An 18,874-nucleotide genomic window follows, 5' to 3' on the forward strand; every position below is an offset into this window, starting at 1 on the left:
ACAAAGCATGGCCAATTCGACTGAGTATACGCCGCCAAAGATCTGGACCTGGAACAAGGACAGCGGTGGGCGTTTCGCCAATATCAATCGGCCGATTGCCGGCGCGACGCATGAGAAGGAACTGCCGGTCGGGCGCCATCCTTTGCAGCTCTATTCGCTCGGCACGCCGAATGGCGTCAAGGTGACGATCATGCTCGAGGAGCTTCTCGCCGCCGGCCACAGCGGTGCGGAATATGATGCCTGGCTGATCCGGATCGGCGATGGCGACCAGTTCGGCAGCGGCTTCGTCGAGGCAAATCCGAACTCCAAGATCCCGGCGCTGGTCGACCGCAGCGGCGCCAAGCCGATCCGCGTTTTCGAATCCGGCTCGATCCTCACCTACCTCGCCGAAAAGTTTCAGGCCTTCCTGCCGACGGAGCCGGCCGCCCGCGCCGAATGCTTCTCCTGGCTGTTCTGGCAGATGGGCAGCGCGCCCTATCTCGGCGGCGGCTTCGGCCACTTCTATGCCTACGCGCCGACCAAGATCGAATATGCGATCGACCGCTTCGCCATGGAAGCCAAGCGTCAGCTCGACGTGCTCGATCGCCGTCTTGCCGAGAGCGAATATCTCGGCGGTGCCGAATACACCATCGCCGACATGGCCGTCTGGCCCTGGTATGGCGGGCTGGTGAAGGGCTGGATCTACGAAGCGGCGGAGTTTCTGCAGGTTCAGGAATACAAGAATATCCAGCGCTGGGCCGATCAGATCGGCGAGCGCAAGCCTGTCCAGCGCGGGCGCATGGTCAACCGTCTCTCCGGCGAACCGTCGAGCCAACTGTGGGAACGTCACGACGCCAGCGACTTCGACACGAAGACGCAGGATAAGATCGGCGCTGCCGGTTAAGCTTCGGATTGGTCGCATCCGGGTCGTCATTTCGGCGATCCGGATGCGGCGTTTCGCTTATGTGTCAATGAGTGGGCCATTGCGGCTCAGGCGGTGGTCGCGTTCGCCTTTCGCAATGCCAGATATTCCCACAGCGCGACGAGCAGCAGCGTGACGGTGCTCACCATCTGTATCGTGAAATTCTGCTGCACCGGCAGCAGAACGGTGGTCGCCAGCAGGATCACCAGCCCGGCGATGTGAGAGAGCGGCAGCTTGCGCGCGGCGGTCAATTTTAGCCAGATATTTCCAATCAGAAACAGTCCGGGCCCGCCGAGAATCGCGAGCGTGGTCTTCAGACTGCTGTGCTCTTCGGGATGCGACAGGCTGAAATCCTCGCCGACGGCGGTCAGGATGATGCCGGCGACGATCGGCAGATGGCCGTAGGTGAAAAGACCGTGGGCCACGGTTTCGGGCGCCGAGGTCGCCTCCGCCTTGTCTGCGGCCTTCTGCTGGCCGTGGTGGAAATAGATCCACCACATGAAGCCAGTCGTCAAAAACGCGCTGCAGAACACCATGACGGAGAGGTTCGACTGCATGTGCTCCGCCGCGGTCCTGCCCGTGGTTAGAATCGTCTCGCCGAGACAGAGAATGACGAAGAGCGCGCATCGCTCGGCCATGTGCTCGCCCGATATGTCAAGCGTTTCACGCGGGGAACTCCCCAATCCGGGCACGCAGTAGCGGGCCAAAGGCGAGACGTATTCGATCAAAAGCGCGACGGCCCAAAAGGCGACGCGCGCTTCAAGACTGGCGAAGCCGCCGATCATCCAGAAGACGCTGGAAGCGACCACCCAGACGGTGATGCGCACGAAGGTGAGGTATGAGGGCCGGTCGACGCCCCTGTAGGCGTAGAGCATGAAAACCGAGCGCACGAGCTGCATGGCGCAGTATAGCGCGGCAAATGCCGGTCCCTGATGCTTGAAGGCCTCGGGCAACGCGATCGCCAGCAATATGCCGCCGAACATAAGGGCGAAGAGCAGCAGCCGCACCGCTTCCTTGTCGGTGTCGAGCAGGTTGGTGATCCATGTCGTGTAGACCCACAGCCACCAGATCGCCAGGATCAGCAGTATCGATTCCGCCAGCGTCGTCGAACTGAAGTCCTCGACCAGCGTGTGCGACAGCTGGATGAGCGCGAAAACGAAGACGAGATCGAAGAACAGCTCCGGAAAGCTGGCCTTCGTCTTCTCGGCGCTTTTGCCACGGATCAGGCTCAATGCGATCCCTCCATCGATCGAGCCACGGCCTTAGAAAACCGCCAGATATTTCAGAAGCGAAATGATGCCGATGATGATGACGATGATCTGCACGATCTGCTTGGCTCTGGCGTCGATCGGCAGGCGGGCGACAAGGTACAAGACAAGGATGATGACCAGGAAGGTTATCAGTATTCCGATCAGTACAGATGCAGCCATTTGGATCCCACTCCGTTGAAAAATCTTTTAGTCACAGAGCGTTAGATAAATCTCTCTTTCGAAAAGGAAAGGATCGGCGATCGAGAAACTCTATCGCGCGGTTGGAATGACTGAGCAAGCTTGCAGGAACCTTCGCTGTCGCCGTGAGTTCACAATGAAAGGGAGAAGACGATCATGCCCGCAAAATCGAAAGCGCAACAGAAGGCAGCCGGCGCGGCCTTGTCCGCCAAACGCGGTGAAACGCCGAAGAGTAAGCTCAAGGGCGCATCCCGCGAGATGGTGGATTCGATGACCGAAAAGCAGCTTGAGGACTTCGCTTCCACGAAGACCAGGGGGAAGCCGGAACACGTCTCCAAATAGTCCGTGGTTTTCGGCGGTTTATGCTGCGGTTGGCATCGGCTCAGCCGCCCCAAGTGCGCTCGAGCACGTTGATCCAATTGGCGTGGGTGATCTTGACCAGCGCCTCCTCATCGAAGCCGCCGGCGCGGAACGCGTCGATCAACAGAGGAAGACCGGTCGCATCCTTCATCGCTGCCGGGATCGTTGTCCCGTCGAAGTCCGAGCCCAGGGCGACGTGGTCGATGCCGATGCGATCGGCGATATAGGCGGCGTGGCGCACCAGGAGGTCGAGGCTGGTGTCGGCGTTGCGCGTGCCGTCATCGCGCAGGAAGAGCACGCCGAAATTGATGCCGACGAGACCACCCGTGTCGCGGATCGCGTCGAGCTGCCGGTCGGTGAGGTTGCGGCTGTGCGGGCTGATCTGGTGAACGTTGGAGTGCGAGGCGACGATTGGTGCGTTCGAGAGCTTGGCGATATCCCAGAAGCCTTGCTCGTTCATATGCGAGAGGTCGACCATGATCTTGAGCTCGTTGCAGGCGCGGATCAGATCCTTGCCGGCGTCGGTCAGGCCGGGGCCGATATCGGGCGATGACGGGAAGCGGAACGGCACCCCGTAGGCAAAAATGTTCGGCCGGCTCCACACTGGTCCAAGCGTGCGCAGTCCGGTCTGATGCAGCACATAGAGCGCATCGAGATCGGCGGCGATCGCTTCGGCGCCCTCGATATGCATCACGGCCGCAAAGGCGCCGGTTTCGATCGACTGGCGGATATCGGCAGCGGTGCGGCAGACTTTCAGCCCGCCGGCGCGCTGCGCTTCGATGTCGAAGAGAATGCGGGCCATCGCCAGGGTGCGGTTCAGCGATTCCGGCTGCGCCGGTGTCAGGAAGTCGCCATTGGCGTCCTTCCCCATGCTGGGCGAGGGGATGTAGATGGCGCAGAGCCCGCCTGCCAGGCCGCCGGCGCGCGCCCTGGGAAGATCGATATGCCCCGTCGCTTCTCCCTCGATAAACGCCTTGGCCGGCTGCGCGATGCCCGAATGCTGGAGCCGGAGCAATACGTCGTTGTGGCCGTCGAAAACGGGCATGAGGGAGTTTGGCATGGTGGGGAAAGTCCTGCGTCTGTTTCTTGCGGGTCTTCGTATGACAGGTCGGCGCCCCCACGCAAACCCAAACCGCGAGCCGTGCGTTGAAAATCGCGCGGCCAGCCGGCCTTTCTGTCTGATTACTGCCTGACGTAGGCGGACGAGAGCGGGCCGAGCTCGGCCGATATCTGGCGCCATCGCGCCGGCTGGGCGCCCGTGCGCGAAATCATTGCCTCGATCAGCCCGGTGGAGACGGCGTCCTTCAGTCTTCCGTCGCCATTGCGCATGCCGAGCTCGATCAGCTCGAACACCCGCTGCTTGTCCTCAAGCGTCGAGAACCGCTCGGCAATCAGCCAGCCCATGTCGGAATAGAGCGTATGCATGTCCGCGAGATCGACAGGTGCGACGTCCTCGATGACGTTCTCCAGCGTGGAGGTAACAGGGACATGCTGTGCCAGTTCGGCGGTGATCGCTTTCGTATCCATTGTCATTTCCTTGTTCTTGTGTGCGGTGATCGGTCGGCCGCATAGCGGCTTTCCGTTCAGCTCGGCCGATGCGCGTTATCGTTCGCAACCGGCCATGTGGGTCCCGCCCCGTGGCCGCGCAGCAGCCATGCGAGGCTGACCTCAAGCGTATCGGCGATCGTTTCCAGATTGCCGGCGGCCGGCGCCGCGCGATCGTTTTCCCACGATGCCCAGGTATCGGGCGTAATGCCGAGGTTTCTCGCGGCGGCTTCGATGGAGAGCTTCACCGCGTCGCGAGCGAGCGACATGCGCCCACCCATCGTATCATCTTCGGCGTCGGTCGGTTGCAGGCGGTCGATAGACATTCATCGCTCCTGTTCGGTCGAAGGGTCGCGCCCCGCCGAAAATCGGGCGAGGCGCGATAATGCGGTCAGCCTTCGTCGCCGATCCAGCTCTTCACCTGGTCTGGATGGTCCTGGATATATTTATCCACTGCCTGGTCGTAGGACGTTTCCTGCGCGGCAAACATCGCCGCTTCGAGATCGGGGATCGGCAGGTTCATGCGCGACAGGAAGGCGGCGACCTTGGGATTGTCGGACTTGAAGTCCTTGCGGGCGAGGATATCGACATGTTCGGCTTCGCCGAGCGACTTCTTCGGATCATCGATATAGCGCAGCTTGTGCTTGCCGAACATCCAGTGCGGGCTCCAGGCGGTGGCCACGAACCACTTCTCGCCGCGCATCGCGCGGTCGACCGTCGTCAGCATGCCGGCCTCACTGGAGATCTGCAGCTTGTAGCCATCGAGCCCATAGTCCTTCAGCGTCTTTTGCGACAGCCTCGTAAGGCCCGCGCCGGGATCGATGCCCTGGATGGTGCCGGACAGCTTTTGCTGCACGTCCGCTTTCTTCAAGTCCTCGATCGAGCTGATCTGATCGGCTGGAATGTAGTCGGGGACCGCCCAGCCGAGCTTCGCGCCGTCGTAGATTGTGCCAAGGGTGTCGACCTTGTCCTTGACCTTCGCATAGTAGTCGGCATGCGTCTGCGGCAGCCAGGCCATCATCATCGTGTCGAGATCGCCGCGCGCGACACCCTGGTAGAGCGGCGCGACGTCAGCCTGCACGAGTTCGACCTTCTGGTTCAGCTTGGTCTCGATCAGCTTGGCGGCGAGCTTGGTTACGAATTCGGCGTCGGACCATGCGCCCCAGCCGATCTTCACCGGCTTGGCGTCCTGCGCCATGGTCGAGGTGACCGCGCCGCTGACGAGAGCGGCGGCAAGGCCGAGGGTTGCGAGTGTTTTGAACATGAGTGCTCCTTTTGTGAAGGTTCGCATTTGGCAGGCGGCCGTGGCCCGCCATGATGGGTTGCTGGAGATCAGGCCGTCGCCGGCTTCAGCTCTTCGCTTTCGCTTTTGCGCAAGAAGCCCTGCCAGAATGCGGCGCGCGGCTTGCCCAGGCTCTGGGTGATGCGGTCGAGAATGACGGCGAGGATGACGACGGCGATGCCGCCCTCGAAACCGGTGCCGACGTCGAGGCGCTGGATGCCGGTCAGAACCGTGTTGCCGATGCCGCCTGCGCCGATCATCGAGGCGATCACGACCATCGACAGCGACAGCATGATCGTCTGGTTGATGCCCGCCATGATCGAGGGCAGGGCGTTCGGAAGCTGCACCTTGAACAGAAGCTGGGTTGCCGTGCAGCCGAAGGCATTGCCGGCTTCAATGAATTCGCCATCCACCTGGCGAATGCCGAGATTGGTGAGGCGGACGACCGGCGGCATCGAAAAGATGACCGTCGCGATCGCGCCGGGAACGGCGCCGAGGCCGAAGAACATGGCGGCCGGGATCAGGTAGACGAAGGCTGGCATGGTCTGCATCAGATCGAGGACCGGGCGCACGAAGGCGGCGACGGAATCCTTGCGGGCCATGGCAATGCCAAGCGGTAGGCCGACGAGCATCGCGATCAGCGTCGCGGCGATGACCAGCGACAGGGTCTCCATCATCGGGCCCCAGAGCTCGATGTGGTTGACGAGCAGCAGGCCGAGCGCGGTGAAGACCGCAAAGCCGATGCCGACGCGCCAAAGCGACAGGATCACGAAGATCGCGATGCCAACGGGCATGGGGATCGCAAGCAGGGCGCTCTGAATGCCTGACGTCACGAAGCCGATCGCGGCCGCGATGAAATCAAGCACGGGTGAGAAGTTGTCGAGCACATAATTGACGGCAGCGTCGATGCCGTTTCCGATATCGAAGTTCATGATTTATCCGATGTGTTTGTGATCAGCCGGCGCGGTCGAGCGTTTCGAGCAGCGCGGATTTGCTGATGGAGCCGAGATAGCGCTTGCCGCCGTCGATGACCGGGACCGGCCAGGGGCTGGCCGCCACCTTGCCAAGAACGTTCGACAGAGGCTCGTCGGCCGGAATGGCCTCGATCTCGGGCAGGAAGGCGCCGCGATAGGGATCCGCCGTCTTTGCCCTGATCTTTTCGATCAGCGATGTCTGGCTGATCATGCCGTGATAGGTCTTGTCGCGGCCGAGGATGATTGCGTATTCGCGGTCGTAGTTTTTCATCCGCTCGAGTGCCGCCGCGGCCGAAACGCCTTCGCGCTCGATGATCGTGACCTGCGACTTGCGGGCGACATCGCCCGCCTTGAAGACATGCGCGACATCGACATTGCGGAAGAAGGAGCGGACGTAGTCGTTGGCCGGCTTGGTGACGATTTCGTCGGGGGTGCCGATCTGCACGACATTGCCGTTCTGCATGATGCAGATGCGATCGCCGATCCGCATCGCCTCGTCGAGATCGTGGCTGACGAAGACGATGGTGCGGCTGTGCTCGGACTGCAGGCGAACGAGTTCGTCCTGCATTTCGGTGCGGATCAGCGGGTCGAGCGCCGAGAAGGCCTCGTCCATGAGGAGAATTGTGGGTTCGCTGGCGAGCGCGCGGGCAAGGCCGACGCGCTGCTTCATGCCACCGGAAAGCTGATCCGGGCGGCTGTCGGCGTAGCCATCGAGGCCGACGGCCTTCAGCGCGGCCAATGCCTTCTCGCGACGCTCGGCTTCGCCGACGCCTGCGACCTCGAGACCGAAGGCGGCGTTGCTGAGAACGGTGCGGTTGGGGAGCAGCGCAAAGGACTGGAAGACCATGCTGATATCGCGGCGGCGAAGCGCGATCAGCTCGCTGCGCGACATGTCGGTGATATCGCGGCCATCGATCTTGATCGATCCGGATGTGGGTTCGATCAACCGATTGAGGAGACGCAGCAGCGTTGATTTGCCGGAGCCCGACAGGCCCATGATGACGAAGATCTCGCCGGCGCGAATATCGAAACTGGCGTCGTTTACGCCGATCGAGCAGCCCGTTGCTGCATGGATCTCGGATTTTGACTTGCCGGCGCGCAGTAGCGCCAGGGCTTTTTTCGGATGTTCGCCGAAAACTTTGTAGATGTTGTTGAGACTGATCTTGGTCGAAGCCGATGATGTCGGCGCGTCTGTTTCAGTTGCAGCATTCATATAATCTTGGCGCCGAGCTCGAGAGGCCAGGCATTCTCCTTTATTCGCATACGTCCACGATCTGCAGAATGTCTTCTGGATCAGGATGTATTATCCATTGTGTTGCTGAGACAAATCGACATTTCATAAATCAAATTCGTCCGAGGAAAATATATGTTATCGAAAATATCCATCCGATATGACAAAAGGTCATGTATTCGAATATTGATACTATCATTTCGATGGAGCGCTGTTCTCCTTATCTGCGTATATAGGGCGATATACAAAAATTGTCCATCTTAAAATCAATTTTTGTGACAGATGCACCGGTCGCCGACAGCGTCGAAACAGGCCACAACGCCTGCTGTACCGGCGAAGCAGCGCCGCGCCGGCATGACAGGTATTTTTGAAATCAAAGGCTGAAATCCGGCGCCGATGCGTCCGAAATCGTGTCCTTTACGAGGAGATTTCGCTGGGGTGGGCGAGCGACAGCATGCCTCGATAAATACCCGGATCCGAGCCCTCGATCGGGATCGCGCCGACGCTCTTGCGGTAGAAATCCATCGGCCCGGCGCCGCCGATCACGCCATAGGGATAGCCCTGCGCATGCATGTCAAGCAGCGTTTCCAGAAGAAGGGCGTGGCCGACACCCTTTCCGCGGGCTGCCTGATCAACGCCGGTGGGGCCGAAGAACCCCTTGGCGGTCGCCTCGTGGCAGGCAAAGCCGATGAGCTCCCCCGTCTGAATGGCGATGAAGCAGGTGGTCGGCTGTCGCATGGTGGCGGCGGTCGCCTCGGCCGCCCAGCCGGCGCCGAAGCGCGGTTCGATCCATGATGTCAGCGCCGGCAGTTCCGGCACCAGCACGCGGCGGATGGTGACACCTTGCGACGTCATGCGTTCGTCGAGGGCTGGGTCGCGCTTCAGCTCGTAGAGCTTCACAAGCATGTCCATGGTCTTGATCCTTGTATCTGTCAGCCTTTGACGGCGCCGGCGGTGAGGCCAGCCACGATCCGCCGCTGGAAGATAAGTACGACGGCGATGAGGGGGAGCGTGACGGTGATCGAGGCCGCCATGATCTGCCCGAACGGGTACTCATAGCGACTTGTACCCGCGATCAGGCCGATCGCCACCGGCACGGTGCGGTTCTCGTCGGTTAGCGTGAATGTCAGCGCGAACAGGAACTCGTTCCAGGCGAGGATGAAAGCGAGAATGCCGGTGCTTGCGAGCGACGGCCCCATCAGCGGCAGCAGCACCTTCATCAGGATGCGGAAGTGCGAGCAGCCGTCGATGATGGCGGCCTCCTCCAGTTCGCGTGGAAATTCCCTGATGAAGGTGGTGAGGATCCACGTCGTGAAAGGCACGGTCGACAGGAGATAGGTGAGGATCAGCGCGCTCGGGCGATTGAAGAGCCCCAGCCAGTTGATCAGCTCGAACATGCCCGAGAGCACCACCACCTGCGGGAAGATCGAGATCATCAAGACGATCATCAGGATTGCGCGCCGCTGCGGAAACTCGATACGGCCAAGCGCGTAGGCGGCCGACAGCCCGATGATCAGTGACAGGAAGGTCGTCGATATCGCGACATAGGCCGAGTTGAGCAGCGATCCCATGAAGACCGGGTTGTCGATCAGCTGCCGGTAGTAAGTGAAATCCAGCGCCGGCATCAGGGCTGAGCGATAGAGTGCTGCACCCTGCTTCGTCGAGGAGACGAAGGCCCAGTAGTATGGGAACAGCGTATAGACGAGCACGAGCAGCAGCGCGAAAATCTGCAGGCCGCGCACCACGCGCCGTCTCATGCGATAGTAGCCGGCGGGTTTGCGCAGCGCCTTTTGTGCGATTGCATTGGCCATCGATCAGGTCCCCGCCGCTTTGTCGAGGCGAAGAACCCCGATGATGATGATTGCGACCAGCGCCACGAGCAGGAAGACCCAGGTCGACGCTGCCGAGCCGACGCCGAGCTCCTGGAAGCTGATCAGCCGGTCGCGCGCATAGATCGATACGGTCATGACGTTCTCATTGCTCGCAGCCAGAACGTAAGCAAGGTCGAACATTCTGAGCGCGTCGAGAACGCGGAAAAGAACGGCGACGCCGATGGCCGGGCGCAGCATCGGAAGGGTGATCGACCAGAAGCGTTTCCAGGCGGGAATGCCGTCCACCTCGGCGGCTTCGAAGATCTCCGGCGATATCAGCTGCAGACCGGCGAGGATGAGCAGCACCATGAAAGGCGTGGTCATCCACACGTCGATGAAAATGACGACGCCCATGATCAGCGAGCTGCTGGCCGTCCAGGCAATACCGTGATCGACGACGCCTAGCCCGGTGAGGATCTTGTTGATGACGCCAAACTGGTCGTTGAGCATCCACTCCCAGATCTTGGTGGCGACCACCACAGGAATGGCCCATGGCACCAGAATGGCGGCGCGCGCGAGGCCACGGCCCGGAATCATCTCGTTGAGCAGCAAGGCGATCGCAAGCCCGAGCGCCGTCTCGATCGCGACCGAGATGATGGTGAACACGAGCGTGTTCTTCACGGCAACCCACCAGCTGTGGTCGTTGATGACCTCCATGAAGTTGTCGAGACCGACCATGGAGTAGACGGAGGGGTCGTCGAGATAGGCGTCGGTGAAGGAGAAGAAGAAGGTCCGGCTCAAGGGCCAGACGGCGACCAACAGGATGACGGCGATGACGGGAACCAGAAACAGCCATGCGGCCCGGTAATCGCGGCGGGCGAGTTTGGCGCTCATGGCTGGCTCGCCTGTTCGCTGGCCGGCTGGCTGAGCAGAACGCGCTTGCCGTCCGCCGTAAAGGCGAAGACGGCGGCGTCAGCGAAATCCAGGCCGACAGGCTGACCGATGAGATCATGCGCAGGCGCCTTCGCGACGCGGATCACCCAGACGGTGTCGTCGGTGATCCGGCAATAGGCGAAATGCTCGTGGCCCAGATCTTCGACGCGTTCCAGCGTGCAGGTGATGCGGCCTTCGTTCGCGCCAACAAGCCGCAGTCCCTCAGGCCGGATGCCGATCTCGGCGATTGGGCCCGAGGGATTGTTGGCGACCATGGCGATCGAGAGATTGCCGGGACCGACGATCGTGCCGGTGTCCGAGCCTGTCTTCGGCGAGACGGCCAGGAAGTTCATCCGGGGGCTACCGATAAAGCTTGCGACGAAGCGGTTATCGGGGGCATGGTAGAGTTCCTGCGGTGTTCCCACCTGCTCGATGCGGCCGTGGTTCAGGACGACGATCCGGTCTGCGAGCGTCATCGCCTCGGATTGGTCGTGGGTGACATAGATCATCGTCGTCTTCAGGTCGTCATGGAGCTTGGCGATCTCCATGCGCATTTCCATTCGAAGATCGGAATCGAGATTGGAGAGCGGCTCGTCGAACAGGAAGATTTCGGGCTGGCGCACCAGCGCCCGGCCGATCGCCACGCGCTGGCGCTGGCCGCCGGAGAGTTCGCGTGGCCGGCGATCCATCAGGTGGTCGACCTTGAGCATGCGCGCCACCGACGAAACCTTCTGGCTGATCGCGTCCTTGGCCATGCCCAGTGTTTCCAGCGCGAAGCCGATGTTGCGGGCGACGCTCATATGCGGATAGAGCGCATAGGACTGGAAGACGAAGGCGACGCCGCGTCTCGAGGCCGGGACATCCGTCACGTCCTCGCCGCCGATCGTCACCACACCCTTGGATGCGGCGACAAGGCCCGCGACGATGCGCAGAAGCGTTGACTTGCCGCAGCCGGAAGGGCCGACGAAGACGACGAACTCGCCGTCGTTGATCCTGAGGTCGACGCCTTGAATGACGGTGTGCGTCCCAAAATTCTTCGAAACGGATTCAAGCGAAACCGATGCCATTTTTCACCCGGACTTGATCACGATAAAAGGCTCGCCCCCTGATGGCGGCGATTTGCGATGCGCGAGACGAGGGCAGACCGATTGACCGCCTGCCCTCGTGCGTTCAGTCGAGGCTCAACGGCTTTCCTTGAGCTTTTCCAGTCGCCCGGCGAGCGAGGTCAGGCCAGACTTGATATCGCCACCGCCGGACAGCATGTCATGGACGGAGCGATAGAAGGCTTGCGACACGCGGTTGTAGCTGGTGCCGGTATAGCCCGAAGGACGGACCGCGCTATCGGCGAAGGCCTGCTGGTTGTCCTTGAGGAAGGGGATCTTGGCCAGCACGTCCGGGTCGGTGTAGAGCGCCGGGATCGATGGGTTGACCGCATCCTGCAGCGCGCGCTTCTTCTGCATGTCGGGGCCGGTGATGAAGTTCACGAAATCGGCCGCGACGTCAGGCTTGGCGCTGTATTTCGAGACGCCGTAATACATCGGGCCGAGGCATCCGCTCGATTTCTGGCCTTCCATGCCGACGGGCAGCGGCATGACGCCGACCTTGTCGACAACGGCGCTGCCTTCCTTGTGCGACGTGCCCCATACGTAAGGCCAGTTGCGGTGGAACACGGCATTGCCGGATTCAAAGACGGCGCGCGAGGCTTCCTCGTCATAGTTCAGCGTACCCTCGGGGCTGATCGAGCCGATCCAACCCTTGGCCTTTTCGATCGCTTCGGCGGCCTTCGGATTGTCGATCGTGACCTTGCCGTCATCGGAGATGATCGTGCCGCCGCCGTTCGATGCAACGAGCTCGATCGCGTCGCAGGTCAGGCCTTCGTAGCTCTTGGCCTGCCAGGCGTAACCCCACATGTCGCCCTTGCCGTCAGCGCGCTCCTTGTCCTGGATTTCCTTGGCGGTCGCGGCCAGTTCGTCCCAGGTCTTCGGCGGCTGCTTGCCGTATTTCTCGAGCAGATCCTTGCGGTAGAACATCAGTCCGACGTCCATGTAGGCGGGCATCGCGACAAGATTGCCGTCGAGCTTGGCGGCGTTGAGCGTCGAGGCGAAGTGCTTGTCCTGATCGGCCTGTGGGATCACGGTCTTCAGGTCGAGAAGGCCGTTCTTGAACATGCCGAGCCAGATGACATCCAGGAAGAGGACGTCGATATCGGTCGACTTTGCGGCAATCAGCTGCTGATAGATCGGGATGGCGTCGTCCAAGAGCGCCGGCATCTTGTTGATCTTCGCTTCATTGCCCGTCTTCTCCTTCCAGGCATTGGCGACATTGGTGCACAGCTCGAATTCCGTCGGCGCGCAAAATACGGAAATCGTCTCAGCGTGGGCCGTTCCGCTCCAAAGGGCGGCGGAGAACGCGAGTGCGGCAAGGCTCTTCTTAAGCATGGTGGGTTCCCTTGATTGTGATAATGCACGGCATTTTCGAAGCTCTTCTGGCTCCCTGCGATAATAGGACTGGTTATGACCAGTTATGTCAATATGGACTTTCGAGAGAATTGCGTTGAAGATGACATTGGCAGAGGCGGCTATGGCCCAGGGAAATCGAATTTGAAGACGCTCGAAACCGAGGACACATTGATCGCAACACGCGGCGTCATCGATCGCGACGACCCCCGGCCGCTGCACAAGCAGGTGTACGAGGCGCTGCTTGCGGCGATCAGCGATGGCCGTCTCCCGTTGCGCGGCAAGCTGCCCTCCGAGCGCGAGCTCGTCGATCTCTATGATGTGAGCCGGATCACCATTCGCCACGCAGTGCGCGAACTCATCCAGCAGGGCGTTGTTCATAGCCAGCCCGGCAAGGGGCTCTATGTCACGGAACGCGGTGGCGGCTTCGAGCTGCAGGTATTGAAGAGTTTCACCAGCATCGCGCTGGCCAATGGTCGTGCGCCGGGCCACCAGCTGATCGAGGCAAGCCTCGTCCGCGCGCCGCTCGAAGTCAGCAGGCCGCTCTTTCTCGCTCCCGGCGCGGAGGTCGTGGTGCTATCGCGCCTGCGTTTGCTCGACAATATTCCGGCGGTGATCCAGACCGACTGGATCCCGGCCGGGCGCGTGCCGGGGCTGCTCGATCTCGATTGGGGCATCGCCAACCGCTCGCTCTATGAAGAACTGCGCCAGCGCTACGGCATATTTCCGAAACGTGGCCAGACGACGCTGAGCGCCCGTCTGGCGGGCGAGGACGAGGCGCGCCTGCTGCAGCTGGCGCCGCCGGCAGCAGTCCTGACGGTCGATCAGATCGCTTTCGACGACCGCAATCGCCCGGTCAACATGACGGCGCTCGTGCACCATCCGGCCCGCTATCCGCTGACGCTGCTGCAATCGGAAACCGGCGATTTCACGCAATACTGATGATTGGTGGCGGGACCGCCGAAGGCTCGTCCTAGCCGTCGAGGGCGAACCGGTCCTCGTCGAACTCGTCTTCTGCGAATTCGTCGGCATCGCTGTCGATCGCAGGACCGACATCTTCGAGCGTCGTCAGGCGCATGCCTGATGGCCGCGGTGCGGTCATCTCGATCTTCATTCCCGGTGGCTGCAAGGCCCAGGCAACCAGCGCCTTGCCGGACATGGCGCCAACGCCTGCCGATACGATCTGCGGCTCCCGCGGAGCGACCGCGGTCATGTCGGGCCGCTTCGCCGCGCCGCCGGCAAGCGAGCCGCCTGCGTGAAGGGCAAAGAGCAGCTGGCCAGCCGATCCCTTGCCGGTGACGGCGGTGGCGAGCAGGACGGGCGTAGCTGGCGGTGGAACGCTTGCCGTGACGGTTTCATCCAGCGCCGGCCGGAAGGTCGGCAGTGGCACGGTGAGGGCGGCGAGGTCGGGAACCTTGCTATCGGTATTGTCGGCGCGCGGCGTCGGCCGTGCAAGTTGAAGTTCGAGACCGCGTTCGGCGCGGGTCTGCGGCACCGGCAGCATCGCCGTCACGAGAGCGCGGGAGGGTGCCGGACCGCCTTCGTCGTCATCGCTTTCAGGCGTACGGATGGTCTCGATTGCGACAGGGCGGTTGCGCTTCTTCTGGTCGGCAAGCGCCAGCTCATAGCCCGGCAAGGCACGGCCATCGGCCGGCAGATGCAGCGTGCGGCCGCTTGGGAAGATCCGTGCCAGCTCCTGACGTGACATGCGCGGCCAGGCGCGAACATTGCCGACATCGAGATGCACGAAGGGCGAGCCGGACGTCGGATAATAGCCGACGCCGCCCACCTGCATCTGCATGGCGAGCGCGCGCAGCGTGGCGAGCTTCACGCCGGGAATGTAGAAGTCCATCGCCTTACCCAGCATGTGCTGGCTCTTCTTGGCGACGCCTGTGGTGCGCGAGCGGGTGCGCAGCATGTTGTTCGTGGCGGGCGAGCGATAGGCGGAGACGACGTGGATGGGCTCCTTGGCACCGCTGCGCTGATAGACTTCCCACACCAGATCGAGCAGGCGCGGATCCATCTTGGTCGGCTCGTTGCGGCGCCAGTCGCGCAGGAAGCGGTTGATCTGCGCCAGGCCCTTCGGATCGAACTTGCCGTTGCGCTTGAAGACGATGGTGGCCCGCTCTCCCGTGTGGGTGAAATAGAGCTTGAGCGCGCGGTCGTCGGCGGCTGCCTGCGCGGCGCCGGCCATGGCCGCGAATATGACCAGGGCGATCATCACCATCCGGTGCGCGGCTAGCGACACAGCCAGGGTCAGCATGGTCACGGGAACGGAAAAGACTGCATGGTACACGAACACGACTTCCGTCATTGTTGATGGGGTGCGAGAGCCGGATTCTTGCGATCGGCGAGGTCGCTGTGCAGTCGATTATGGTCAACAGTTCCCTAACGTATCGTTTATGAGGAATGAATTATCGGCACAGTTGGGCCACGCGTGGACTCATTGCTTGGGCGTTCGGCGGATCGGGCGCGGCGCGGAAGGTGGGGAAGGCGCGCGCAGCCGGGTGGCCGTTTGTCGCGCCTTCTGCAAAGCGACGTGACTGCAAGAAAAGCGTGCGGCGGCCACAATCCTGTCGCTTCGATCCTTATCTCTTGGGATATGATTCCAGAATGGAGGAGCGTGAATTGAATAATCTATACAAGATGTTGGCAATTGCGGCGGGAACCATGGCAACGATGGTCGCGCCGATTGCGGCGGCTGAGACGCCGCCCGCCGACCCGCTTGTCGGTCGCGCGTGGATCGAGACCAAGTCGCAATCCGGTCTTCCCGGCGTGATGATGGTGTTCATGGCAGATGGCAGTCTGCTGATGGATTCCTGCTGGGAAACCTATGCGCTACGCAAATGGAGCCGCACTTCTCACGATACCGTTACCTGGGACGAGGATGGCGCCAAAATCACCGCGAAGGTGAAATCGGTTTCGCCGAGCCAGCTGACACTGAGCGTGAAAGCCGGAAAGGATACGGTCGAGCACCGCTACAGCGTCGCCAAGGTGCCGTATATCTGCCCTGACATGAAACGCTGATAGGCATTACGCCGCGAGCGGATATCCTGTATGGATACCGCTCGCGACATGTCTTCCAACCCGACTACTCGACGTCGGCCGTCTGGCGCGTGTCCAGCGAACTCACCAGGATCTTGTCGATCCGTCGCCCGTCGAGGTCGATGACTTCGAAGCGCCAGCCGTCCTTGGTAAAGCTTTCTCCCAGCACCGGAAGGTGTTTCAGCTCTTCGAGAACGAGACCCGCGACGGTCTGGTATTCGAGATCGTCGCCAAGCTTCAGGCTCATGAATTCCGCGAACTCGTCGATCGGCGTCCAGCCAGAGACCAGATAGGAGCCGTCGTCGCGGCGCGCGATCGCCTGTTCGTCGATCGGACCATCCTGCAGCGCGCCCATGATCGCTTCCATGATGTCACCGGAGGAAATGACGCCTTCGAAGTGTCCGTACTCGTCGAAGACAAGCACCATGTGCACGGGCGACGTCCGGATCGCCTGGATGACGCTGATGGCATTGGAAAGATCCGAGACGATCGGCACGTCCTGCGTGATCGCCTTCAGGTCGGCGGTGCCCTGAACCGACATCGCGTCGTAGAAATCCTTGACCGCGAGCACGCCCAACACTTCGTCCGAGCTGCCCTTTCTGACCGGCAGGCGCGAGCGCTTGGTGTTGTGCAACTGGGCGCGTATCTCCTCCAGGCTGTCGTCGACGTCGATGATCTCGACATCGCGACGCGGCGTCATCAGCGCGCGCGCCGTGCGGTCGGCAAGGCGCATAACGCCGGAGATCATGGCGGATTCCTCGCTTTCGATCACGCCTGCGGATTGCGCTTCTGCGAGAACCGTCTTGATCTCCTCATCGGAGACATTGTCGCCGCCCTTGCCGGATTGCCCCAAGAGCTTCAGCACGAGTTTGCCGGAGGCATCAAGCAGCCAGACGAGCGGCAGTGCCATTTTCGACAAGACCGCCATGGCGGGCGCAACCTTTGCGGCCACTGCTTCCGGCTCACGCAGCGCGATCTGCTTCGGCACGAGTTCGCCGACGATCAGCGACAGGTAGGTGATGGCGATGACCACGGTACCGACGCCCACTGCATCGGCCACGGTCGGCGACATGCCCTGAAGCTGCAGCCAGGCTGTCAGGCGGCTACCGAGCGTGGCGCCCGAGAACGCGCCGGAGAGAACGCCGACGAGCGTAATGCCGATCTGCACGGTTGACAGGAACCTGCCGGGGTTTTCGGCAAGTTTTATGGCTTGTGCGGCTCCTCTGCTTCCGTGATCGGCGAGAACTTTGAGGCGGGCGGCCCTTGAGGACACGACAGCCAATTCCGACATGGCGAGCACACCATTCAGGATGGTGAGCAAGACCACAATTCCAATTTCGAGAAACACAGGAGCCCTTGTTCGTTGACGATGATGACGCAAGATAGGTGCAATCACACCGGTTGCAAAGCGGCGGCTCCGATTTTATCGCGCACGGAACCCGAGAATTCATCGTCGCCATGTGTTTGGTAAATTAGCATTTTAAGTCAGAAGAGCTTAACTTTCGTCTGTTACACAACCAGCCATACTTGTTGCGATCACGTGTATGGCCGACGAAGAGATACTTCCACCAGAGATCCTGACTTCGATATTGATGCGAATGTTCGAGTTCGCACCGATCGCCATGGCTGTGTCGACCAGCGATACCGAGACATCCAGCTACCTCAAGGTAAACGACGCCTATCTCCGGCTTACGGGCCTGAAATGGGAGGATATCAGCGGTAGAACGTTGATAGCGGAAGGGGCCGCGATCAGCAGCCCGGCACGCGATCGGCGCCATCGCATGCTCGCCGAAGACGGCGGGTACGTGCTGGAGGAAGTGGATATCCGCCATGCCGACGGGACGATCCTGCCGACGCTGATCTCCGCGCAGCGCACTGTCATCGATGGTGTGTCCTTCGATGTAGAAGTCATTCTCGACGTATCGGCCCGCGTGCGCCATCAACACGAGATCGAGCTTGCGCTTCGCGCTTCGGCGCGCACCGATGCGCTCTCGGGCCTGCCCAATCGCGCCTGCTTCGACGAAGTTCTGGCCGAACACCTTGAGCGGCGCGACGACACCGACAAGCTCCTGGCGTTGGCCTTCATCGATTTCAACGGCTTCAAGGCTGTGAACGACACCATGGGGCACGCCGCCGGCGATGAGGTGCTGAGGATCATCGCCAGCCGGTTCCGCGACAGCTTCCGCGCCAATGATTTCATCGCGCGCATCGGCGGCGACGAGTTCGTCGTTCTTCTGGAGGTCGATCCCGCGCATCTGAACGACGTGGAGCTCACGCTCAAGGATGCGGTCGATCGCATCTTCAAGCCGATCGCCGTCGAAGGCGTGGTTGTCGAACTGGGTGCCGCGATGGGTGTCACTCTCCTGCAGCCGGAGGACGACGCGGCTTCCTTCGTGAAGCGTGCTGATAACTACATGTATCTGGCCAAGCAGACCGGTGATCGGCTGGCCATGATCTGGCTGGGTAAGACAGACAGCCATCTGGTGAAGGCGAAAACCGCCACCGGTGCTACGGGCTGACAAGCGCTATCGCCGTGGCGTCTACCGGAAACACTAGTATTCTGCCGGTGCCGGTAGCTGGTCGGCGTTTTCCTCAAGTTCGGCCTGCGCGGCCCTCAGCGTTTCTTGCTCGCTCGCAAACGGGCTGCTGTCGACGGCGGGCAGTTCACCGCGCATATCCGTAACGCGATAGAACCAGCGTTCGTCCGCACCATTGATCGTCAGCCGAAAGCGTCCGTGGCTCGCAAAGGCGCGGCCCGCGTTGTCGCGTTGCCACAGACCATGATGACTTGTTCTTCTCTTGAAGAGGCGCATTTTCGCATCCTTTCAGTCGATTCCTCATCATCTCAAATACTATCCTTGGTAAGCTATTCAAGGGTACGGTGCCGC

At 61.3% G+C, this 18,874-nt stretch carries 21 protein-coding genes; 5 read left to right on the plus strand and 16 right to left on the minus strand.

From position 1 onward, the window contains the following. The first annotated feature begins 7 nt into the window (after positions 1–7). The gene (yghU, locus tag ACVTFQ_RS19885) at positions 8–883 is read left to right on the plus strand and encodes a glutathione-dependent disulfide-bond oxidoreductase (RefSeq protein ID WP_112435347.1); all 876 of its coding nucleotides are present in this window, start codon (positions 8–10) and stop codon (positions 881–883) included. Positions 884–969: 86 nt separating this feature from the next. Here yghU and ACVTFQ_RS19890 read toward each other — a convergent pair whose 3' ends face one another. After that, positions 970–2,133 carry a low temperature requirement protein A gene (locus ACVTFQ_RS19890; protein WP_112435346.1) on the minus strand — a complete coding sequence of 388 codons (1,164 nt, stop codon included), beginning with the start codon at positions 2,131–2,133 and terminating at the stop codon, positions 970–972. A 30-nt stretch (positions 2,134–2,163) separates the two neighbouring features. Then, positions 2,164–2,331 carry a Thivi_2564 family membrane protein gene (locus ACVTFQ_RS19895; protein ID WP_112435345.1) on the minus strand — a complete coding sequence of 56 codons (168 nt, stop codon included), beginning with the start codon at positions 2,329–2,331 and terminating at the stop codon, positions 2,164–2,166. A 174-nt stretch (positions 2,332–2,505) separates the two neighbouring features. On the opposite strand from ACVTFQ_RS19895, the gene ACVTFQ_RS19900 reads away from it, so the two are divergent. After that, positions 2,506–2,691: a DUF3008 family protein gene (locus ACVTFQ_RS19900; RefSeq protein WP_112435344.1), complete on the plus strand. Its 186-nt coding sequence runs from the start codon at positions 2,506–2,508 to the stop codon at positions 2,689–2,691. A gap of 40 nt (positions 2,692–2,731) precedes the next feature. On the opposite strand, the gene ACVTFQ_RS19905 is transcribed toward ACVTFQ_RS19900, so the two are convergent. From ACVTFQ_RS19905 to ACVTFQ_RS19955, 11 genes are all read right to left on the minus strand, one after another. Next, complete coding sequence (locus ACVTFQ_RS19905) at positions 2,732–3,769, minus strand: dipeptidase (protein ID WP_413392080.1); 1,038 nt, start codon at positions 3,767–3,769, stop codon at positions 2,732–2,734. Positions 3,770–3,891: 122 nt separating this feature from the next. Next, positions 3,892–4,236, minus strand: a complete 345-nt coding sequence (locus ACVTFQ_RS19910; RefSeq protein WP_112435343.1) for a hypothetical protein — start codon at positions 4,234–4,236, stop codon at positions 3,892–3,894. Between the two features lie 56 nt (positions 4,237–4,292). After that, positions 4,293–4,580: a helix-turn-helix domain-containing protein gene (locus ACVTFQ_RS19915; RefSeq protein ID WP_112435342.1), complete on the minus strand. Its 288-nt coding sequence runs from the start codon at positions 4,578–4,580 to the stop codon at positions 4,293–4,295. Positions 4,581–4,645: 65 nt separating this feature from the next. Further along, positions 4,646–5,518 (minus strand): glycine betaine ABC transporter substrate-binding protein, encoded by an 873-nt coding sequence (locus ACVTFQ_RS19920; RefSeq protein ID WP_112435341.1) that lies wholly within the window; start codon positions 5,516–5,518, stop codon positions 4,646–4,648. A gap of 68 nt (positions 5,519–5,586) precedes the next feature. Then, positions 5,587–6,468 carry an ABC transporter permease gene (locus tag ACVTFQ_RS19925; protein ID WP_112435340.1) on the minus strand — a complete coding sequence of 294 codons (882 nt, stop codon included), beginning with the start codon at positions 6,466–6,468 and terminating at the stop codon, positions 5,587–5,589. A gap of 22 nt (positions 6,469–6,490) precedes the next feature. Then, positions 6,491–7,723: a glycine betaine/L-proline ABC transporter ATP-binding protein ProV gene (proV, locus tag ACVTFQ_RS19930; protein ID WP_111560786.1), complete on the minus strand. Its 1,233-nt coding sequence runs from the start codon at positions 7,721–7,723 to the stop codon at positions 6,491–6,493. Between the two features lie 435 nt (positions 7,724–8,158). Beyond that, complete coding sequence (locus ACVTFQ_RS19935; protein ID WP_112435338.1) at positions 8,159–8,653, minus strand: GNAT family N-acetyltransferase; 495 nt, start codon at positions 8,651–8,653, stop codon at positions 8,159–8,161. Between the two features lie 20 nt (positions 8,654–8,673). Next, a complete protein-coding gene (locus tag ACVTFQ_RS19940; protein ID WP_018896683.1) occupies positions 8,674–9,552 on the minus strand; it encodes a carbohydrate ABC transporter permease in 879 nt (292 codons plus the stop codon). A gap of 3 nt (positions 9,553–9,555) precedes the next feature. After that, a complete protein-coding gene (locus tag ACVTFQ_RS19945; protein WP_018896684.1) occupies positions 9,556–10,446 on the minus strand; it encodes a carbohydrate ABC transporter permease in 891 nt (296 codons plus the stop codon). Next, positions 10,443–11,552, minus strand: coding sequence for an ABC transporter ATP-binding protein (locus tag ACVTFQ_RS19950; RefSeq protein ID WP_112435337.1), 1,110 nt, complete (start codon positions 11,550–11,552; stop codon positions 10,443–10,445). The genes ACVTFQ_RS19945 and ACVTFQ_RS19950 overlap by 4 nt, the downstream gene beginning before the upstream one ends. Before the next feature lie 114 nt (positions 11,553–11,666). Continuing rightward, complete coding sequence (locus ACVTFQ_RS19955; RefSeq protein ID WP_112435336.1) at positions 11,667–12,923, minus strand: ABC transporter substrate-binding protein; 1,257 nt, start codon at positions 12,921–12,923, stop codon at positions 11,667–11,669. Positions 12,924–13,085: 162 nt separating this feature from the next. On the opposite strand from ACVTFQ_RS19955, the gene ACVTFQ_RS19960 reads away from it, so the two are divergent. Beyond that, positions 13,086–13,883, plus strand: a complete 798-nt coding sequence (locus ACVTFQ_RS19960; protein WP_112435335.1) for a GntR family transcriptional regulator — start codon at positions 13,086–13,088, stop codon at positions 13,881–13,883. A 31-nt stretch (positions 13,884–13,914) separates the two neighbouring features. Here ACVTFQ_RS19960 and ACVTFQ_RS19965 read toward each other — a convergent pair whose 3' ends face one another. After that, positions 13,915–15,204, minus strand: a complete 1,290-nt coding sequence (locus ACVTFQ_RS19965; RefSeq protein WP_413392106.1) for a peptidoglycan L,D-endopeptidase MepK — start codon at positions 15,202–15,204, stop codon at positions 13,915–13,917. Between the two features lie 350 nt (positions 15,205–15,554). On the opposite strand from ACVTFQ_RS19965, the gene ACVTFQ_RS19970 reads away from it, so the two are divergent. Further along, positions 15,555–15,968 carry a hypothetical protein gene (locus ACVTFQ_RS19970; RefSeq protein ID WP_470423984.1) on the plus strand — a complete coding sequence of 138 codons (414 nt, stop codon included), beginning with the start codon at positions 15,555–15,557 and terminating at the stop codon, positions 15,966–15,968. Positions 15,969–16,032: 64 nt separating this feature from the next. Here the strand turns inward: ACVTFQ_RS19970 and ACVTFQ_RS19975 are convergent, their stop codons facing one another. After that, positions 16,033–17,334, minus strand: a complete 1,302-nt coding sequence (locus ACVTFQ_RS19975; protein ID WP_112435333.1) for a hemolysin family protein — start codon at positions 17,332–17,334, stop codon at positions 16,033–16,035. 250 nt (positions 17,335–17,584) lie between these two features. Here ACVTFQ_RS19975 and ACVTFQ_RS19980 point away from each other — a divergent pair, with 250 nt between their 5' ends. Then, positions 17,585–18,505, plus strand: coding sequence for a GGDEF domain-containing protein (locus ACVTFQ_RS19980; RefSeq protein ID WP_112435433.1), 921 nt, complete (start codon positions 17,585–17,587; stop codon positions 18,503–18,505). A gap of 33 nt (positions 18,506–18,538) precedes the next feature. On the opposite strand, the gene ACVTFQ_RS19985 is transcribed toward ACVTFQ_RS19980, so the two are convergent. Further along, a complete protein-coding gene (locus tag ACVTFQ_RS19985; protein WP_112435332.1) occupies positions 18,539–18,799 on the minus strand; it encodes a hypothetical protein in 261 nt (86 codons plus the stop codon). Positions 18,800–18,874: the final 75 nt, after the last annotated feature.

The organism is Rhizobium sp. O111 (genome assembly GCF_055616315.1).

Bases quoted from the DNA above. Each gene is read 5' to 3' on its own strand.
- yghU (WP_112435347.1), top strand. From the start codon at position 8: ATGGCCAATTCGACTGAGTATACGCCGCCAAAGATCTGGACCTGGAAC.
- ACVTFQ_RS19895 (WP_112435345.1), bottom strand. From the start codon at position 2,331: ATGGCTGCATCTGTACTGATCGGAATACTGATAACCTTCCTGGTCATC.
- ACVTFQ_RS19900 (WP_112435344.1), top strand. From the start codon at position 2,506: ATGCCCGCAAAATCGAAAGCGCAACAGAAGGCAGCCGGCGCGGCCTTG.
- ACVTFQ_RS19905 (WP_413392080.1), bottom strand. From the start codon at position 3,769: ATGCCAAACTCCCTCATGCCCGTTTTCGACGGCCACAACGACGTATTG.
- ACVTFQ_RS19910 (WP_112435343.1), bottom strand. From the start codon at position 4,236: ATGGATACGAAAGCGATCACCGCCGAACTGGCACAGCATGTCCCTGTT.
- ACVTFQ_RS19915 (WP_112435342.1), bottom strand. From the start codon at position 4,580: ATGTCTATCGACCGCCTGCAACCGACCGACGCCGAAGATGATACGATG.
- ACVTFQ_RS19920 (WP_112435341.1), bottom strand. From the start codon at position 5,518: ATGTTCAAAACACTCGCAACCCTCGGCCTTGCCGCCGCTCTCGTCAGC.
- ACVTFQ_RS19925 (WP_112435340.1), bottom strand. From the start codon at position 6,468: ATGAACTTCGATATCGGAAACGGCATCGACGCTGCCGTCAATTATGTG.
- proV (WP_111560786.1), bottom strand. From the start codon at position 7,723: ATGAATGCTGCAACTGAAACAGACGCGCCGACATCATCGGCTTCGACC.
- ACVTFQ_RS19935 (WP_112435338.1), bottom strand. From the start codon at position 8,653: ATGGACATGCTTGTGAAGCTCTACGAGCTGAAGCGCGACCCAGCCCTC.
- ACVTFQ_RS19940 (WP_018896683.1), bottom strand. From the start codon at position 9,552: ATGGCCAATGCAATCGCACAAAAGGCGCTGCGCAAACCCGCCGGCTAC.
- ACVTFQ_RS19945 (WP_018896684.1), bottom strand. From the start codon at position 10,446: ATGAGCGCCAAACTCGCCCGCCGCGATTACCGGGCCGCATGGCTGTTT.
- ACVTFQ_RS19950 (WP_112435337.1), bottom strand. From the start codon at position 11,552: ATGGCATCGGTTTCGCTTGAATCCGTTTCGAAGAATTTTGGGACGCAC.
- ACVTFQ_RS19955 (WP_112435336.1), bottom strand. From the start codon at position 12,923: ATGCTTAAGAAGAGCCTTGCCGCACTCGCGTTCTCCGCCGCCCTTTGG.
- ACVTFQ_RS19965 (WP_413392106.1), bottom strand. From the start codon at position 15,204: ATGCTGACCCTGGCTGTGTCGCTAGCCGCGCACCGGATGGTGATGATC.
- ACVTFQ_RS19970 (WP_470423984.1), top strand. From the start codon at position 15,555: ATGGAGGAGCGTGAATTGAATAATCTATACAAGATGTTGGCAATTGCG.
- ACVTFQ_RS19980 (WP_112435433.1), top strand. From the start codon at position 17,585: ATGTTCGAGTTCGCACCGATCGCCATGGCTGTGTCGACCAGCGATACC.
- ACVTFQ_RS19985 (WP_112435332.1), bottom strand. From the start codon at position 18,799: ATGCGCCTCTTCAAGAGAAGAACAAGTCATCATGGTCTGTGGCAACGC.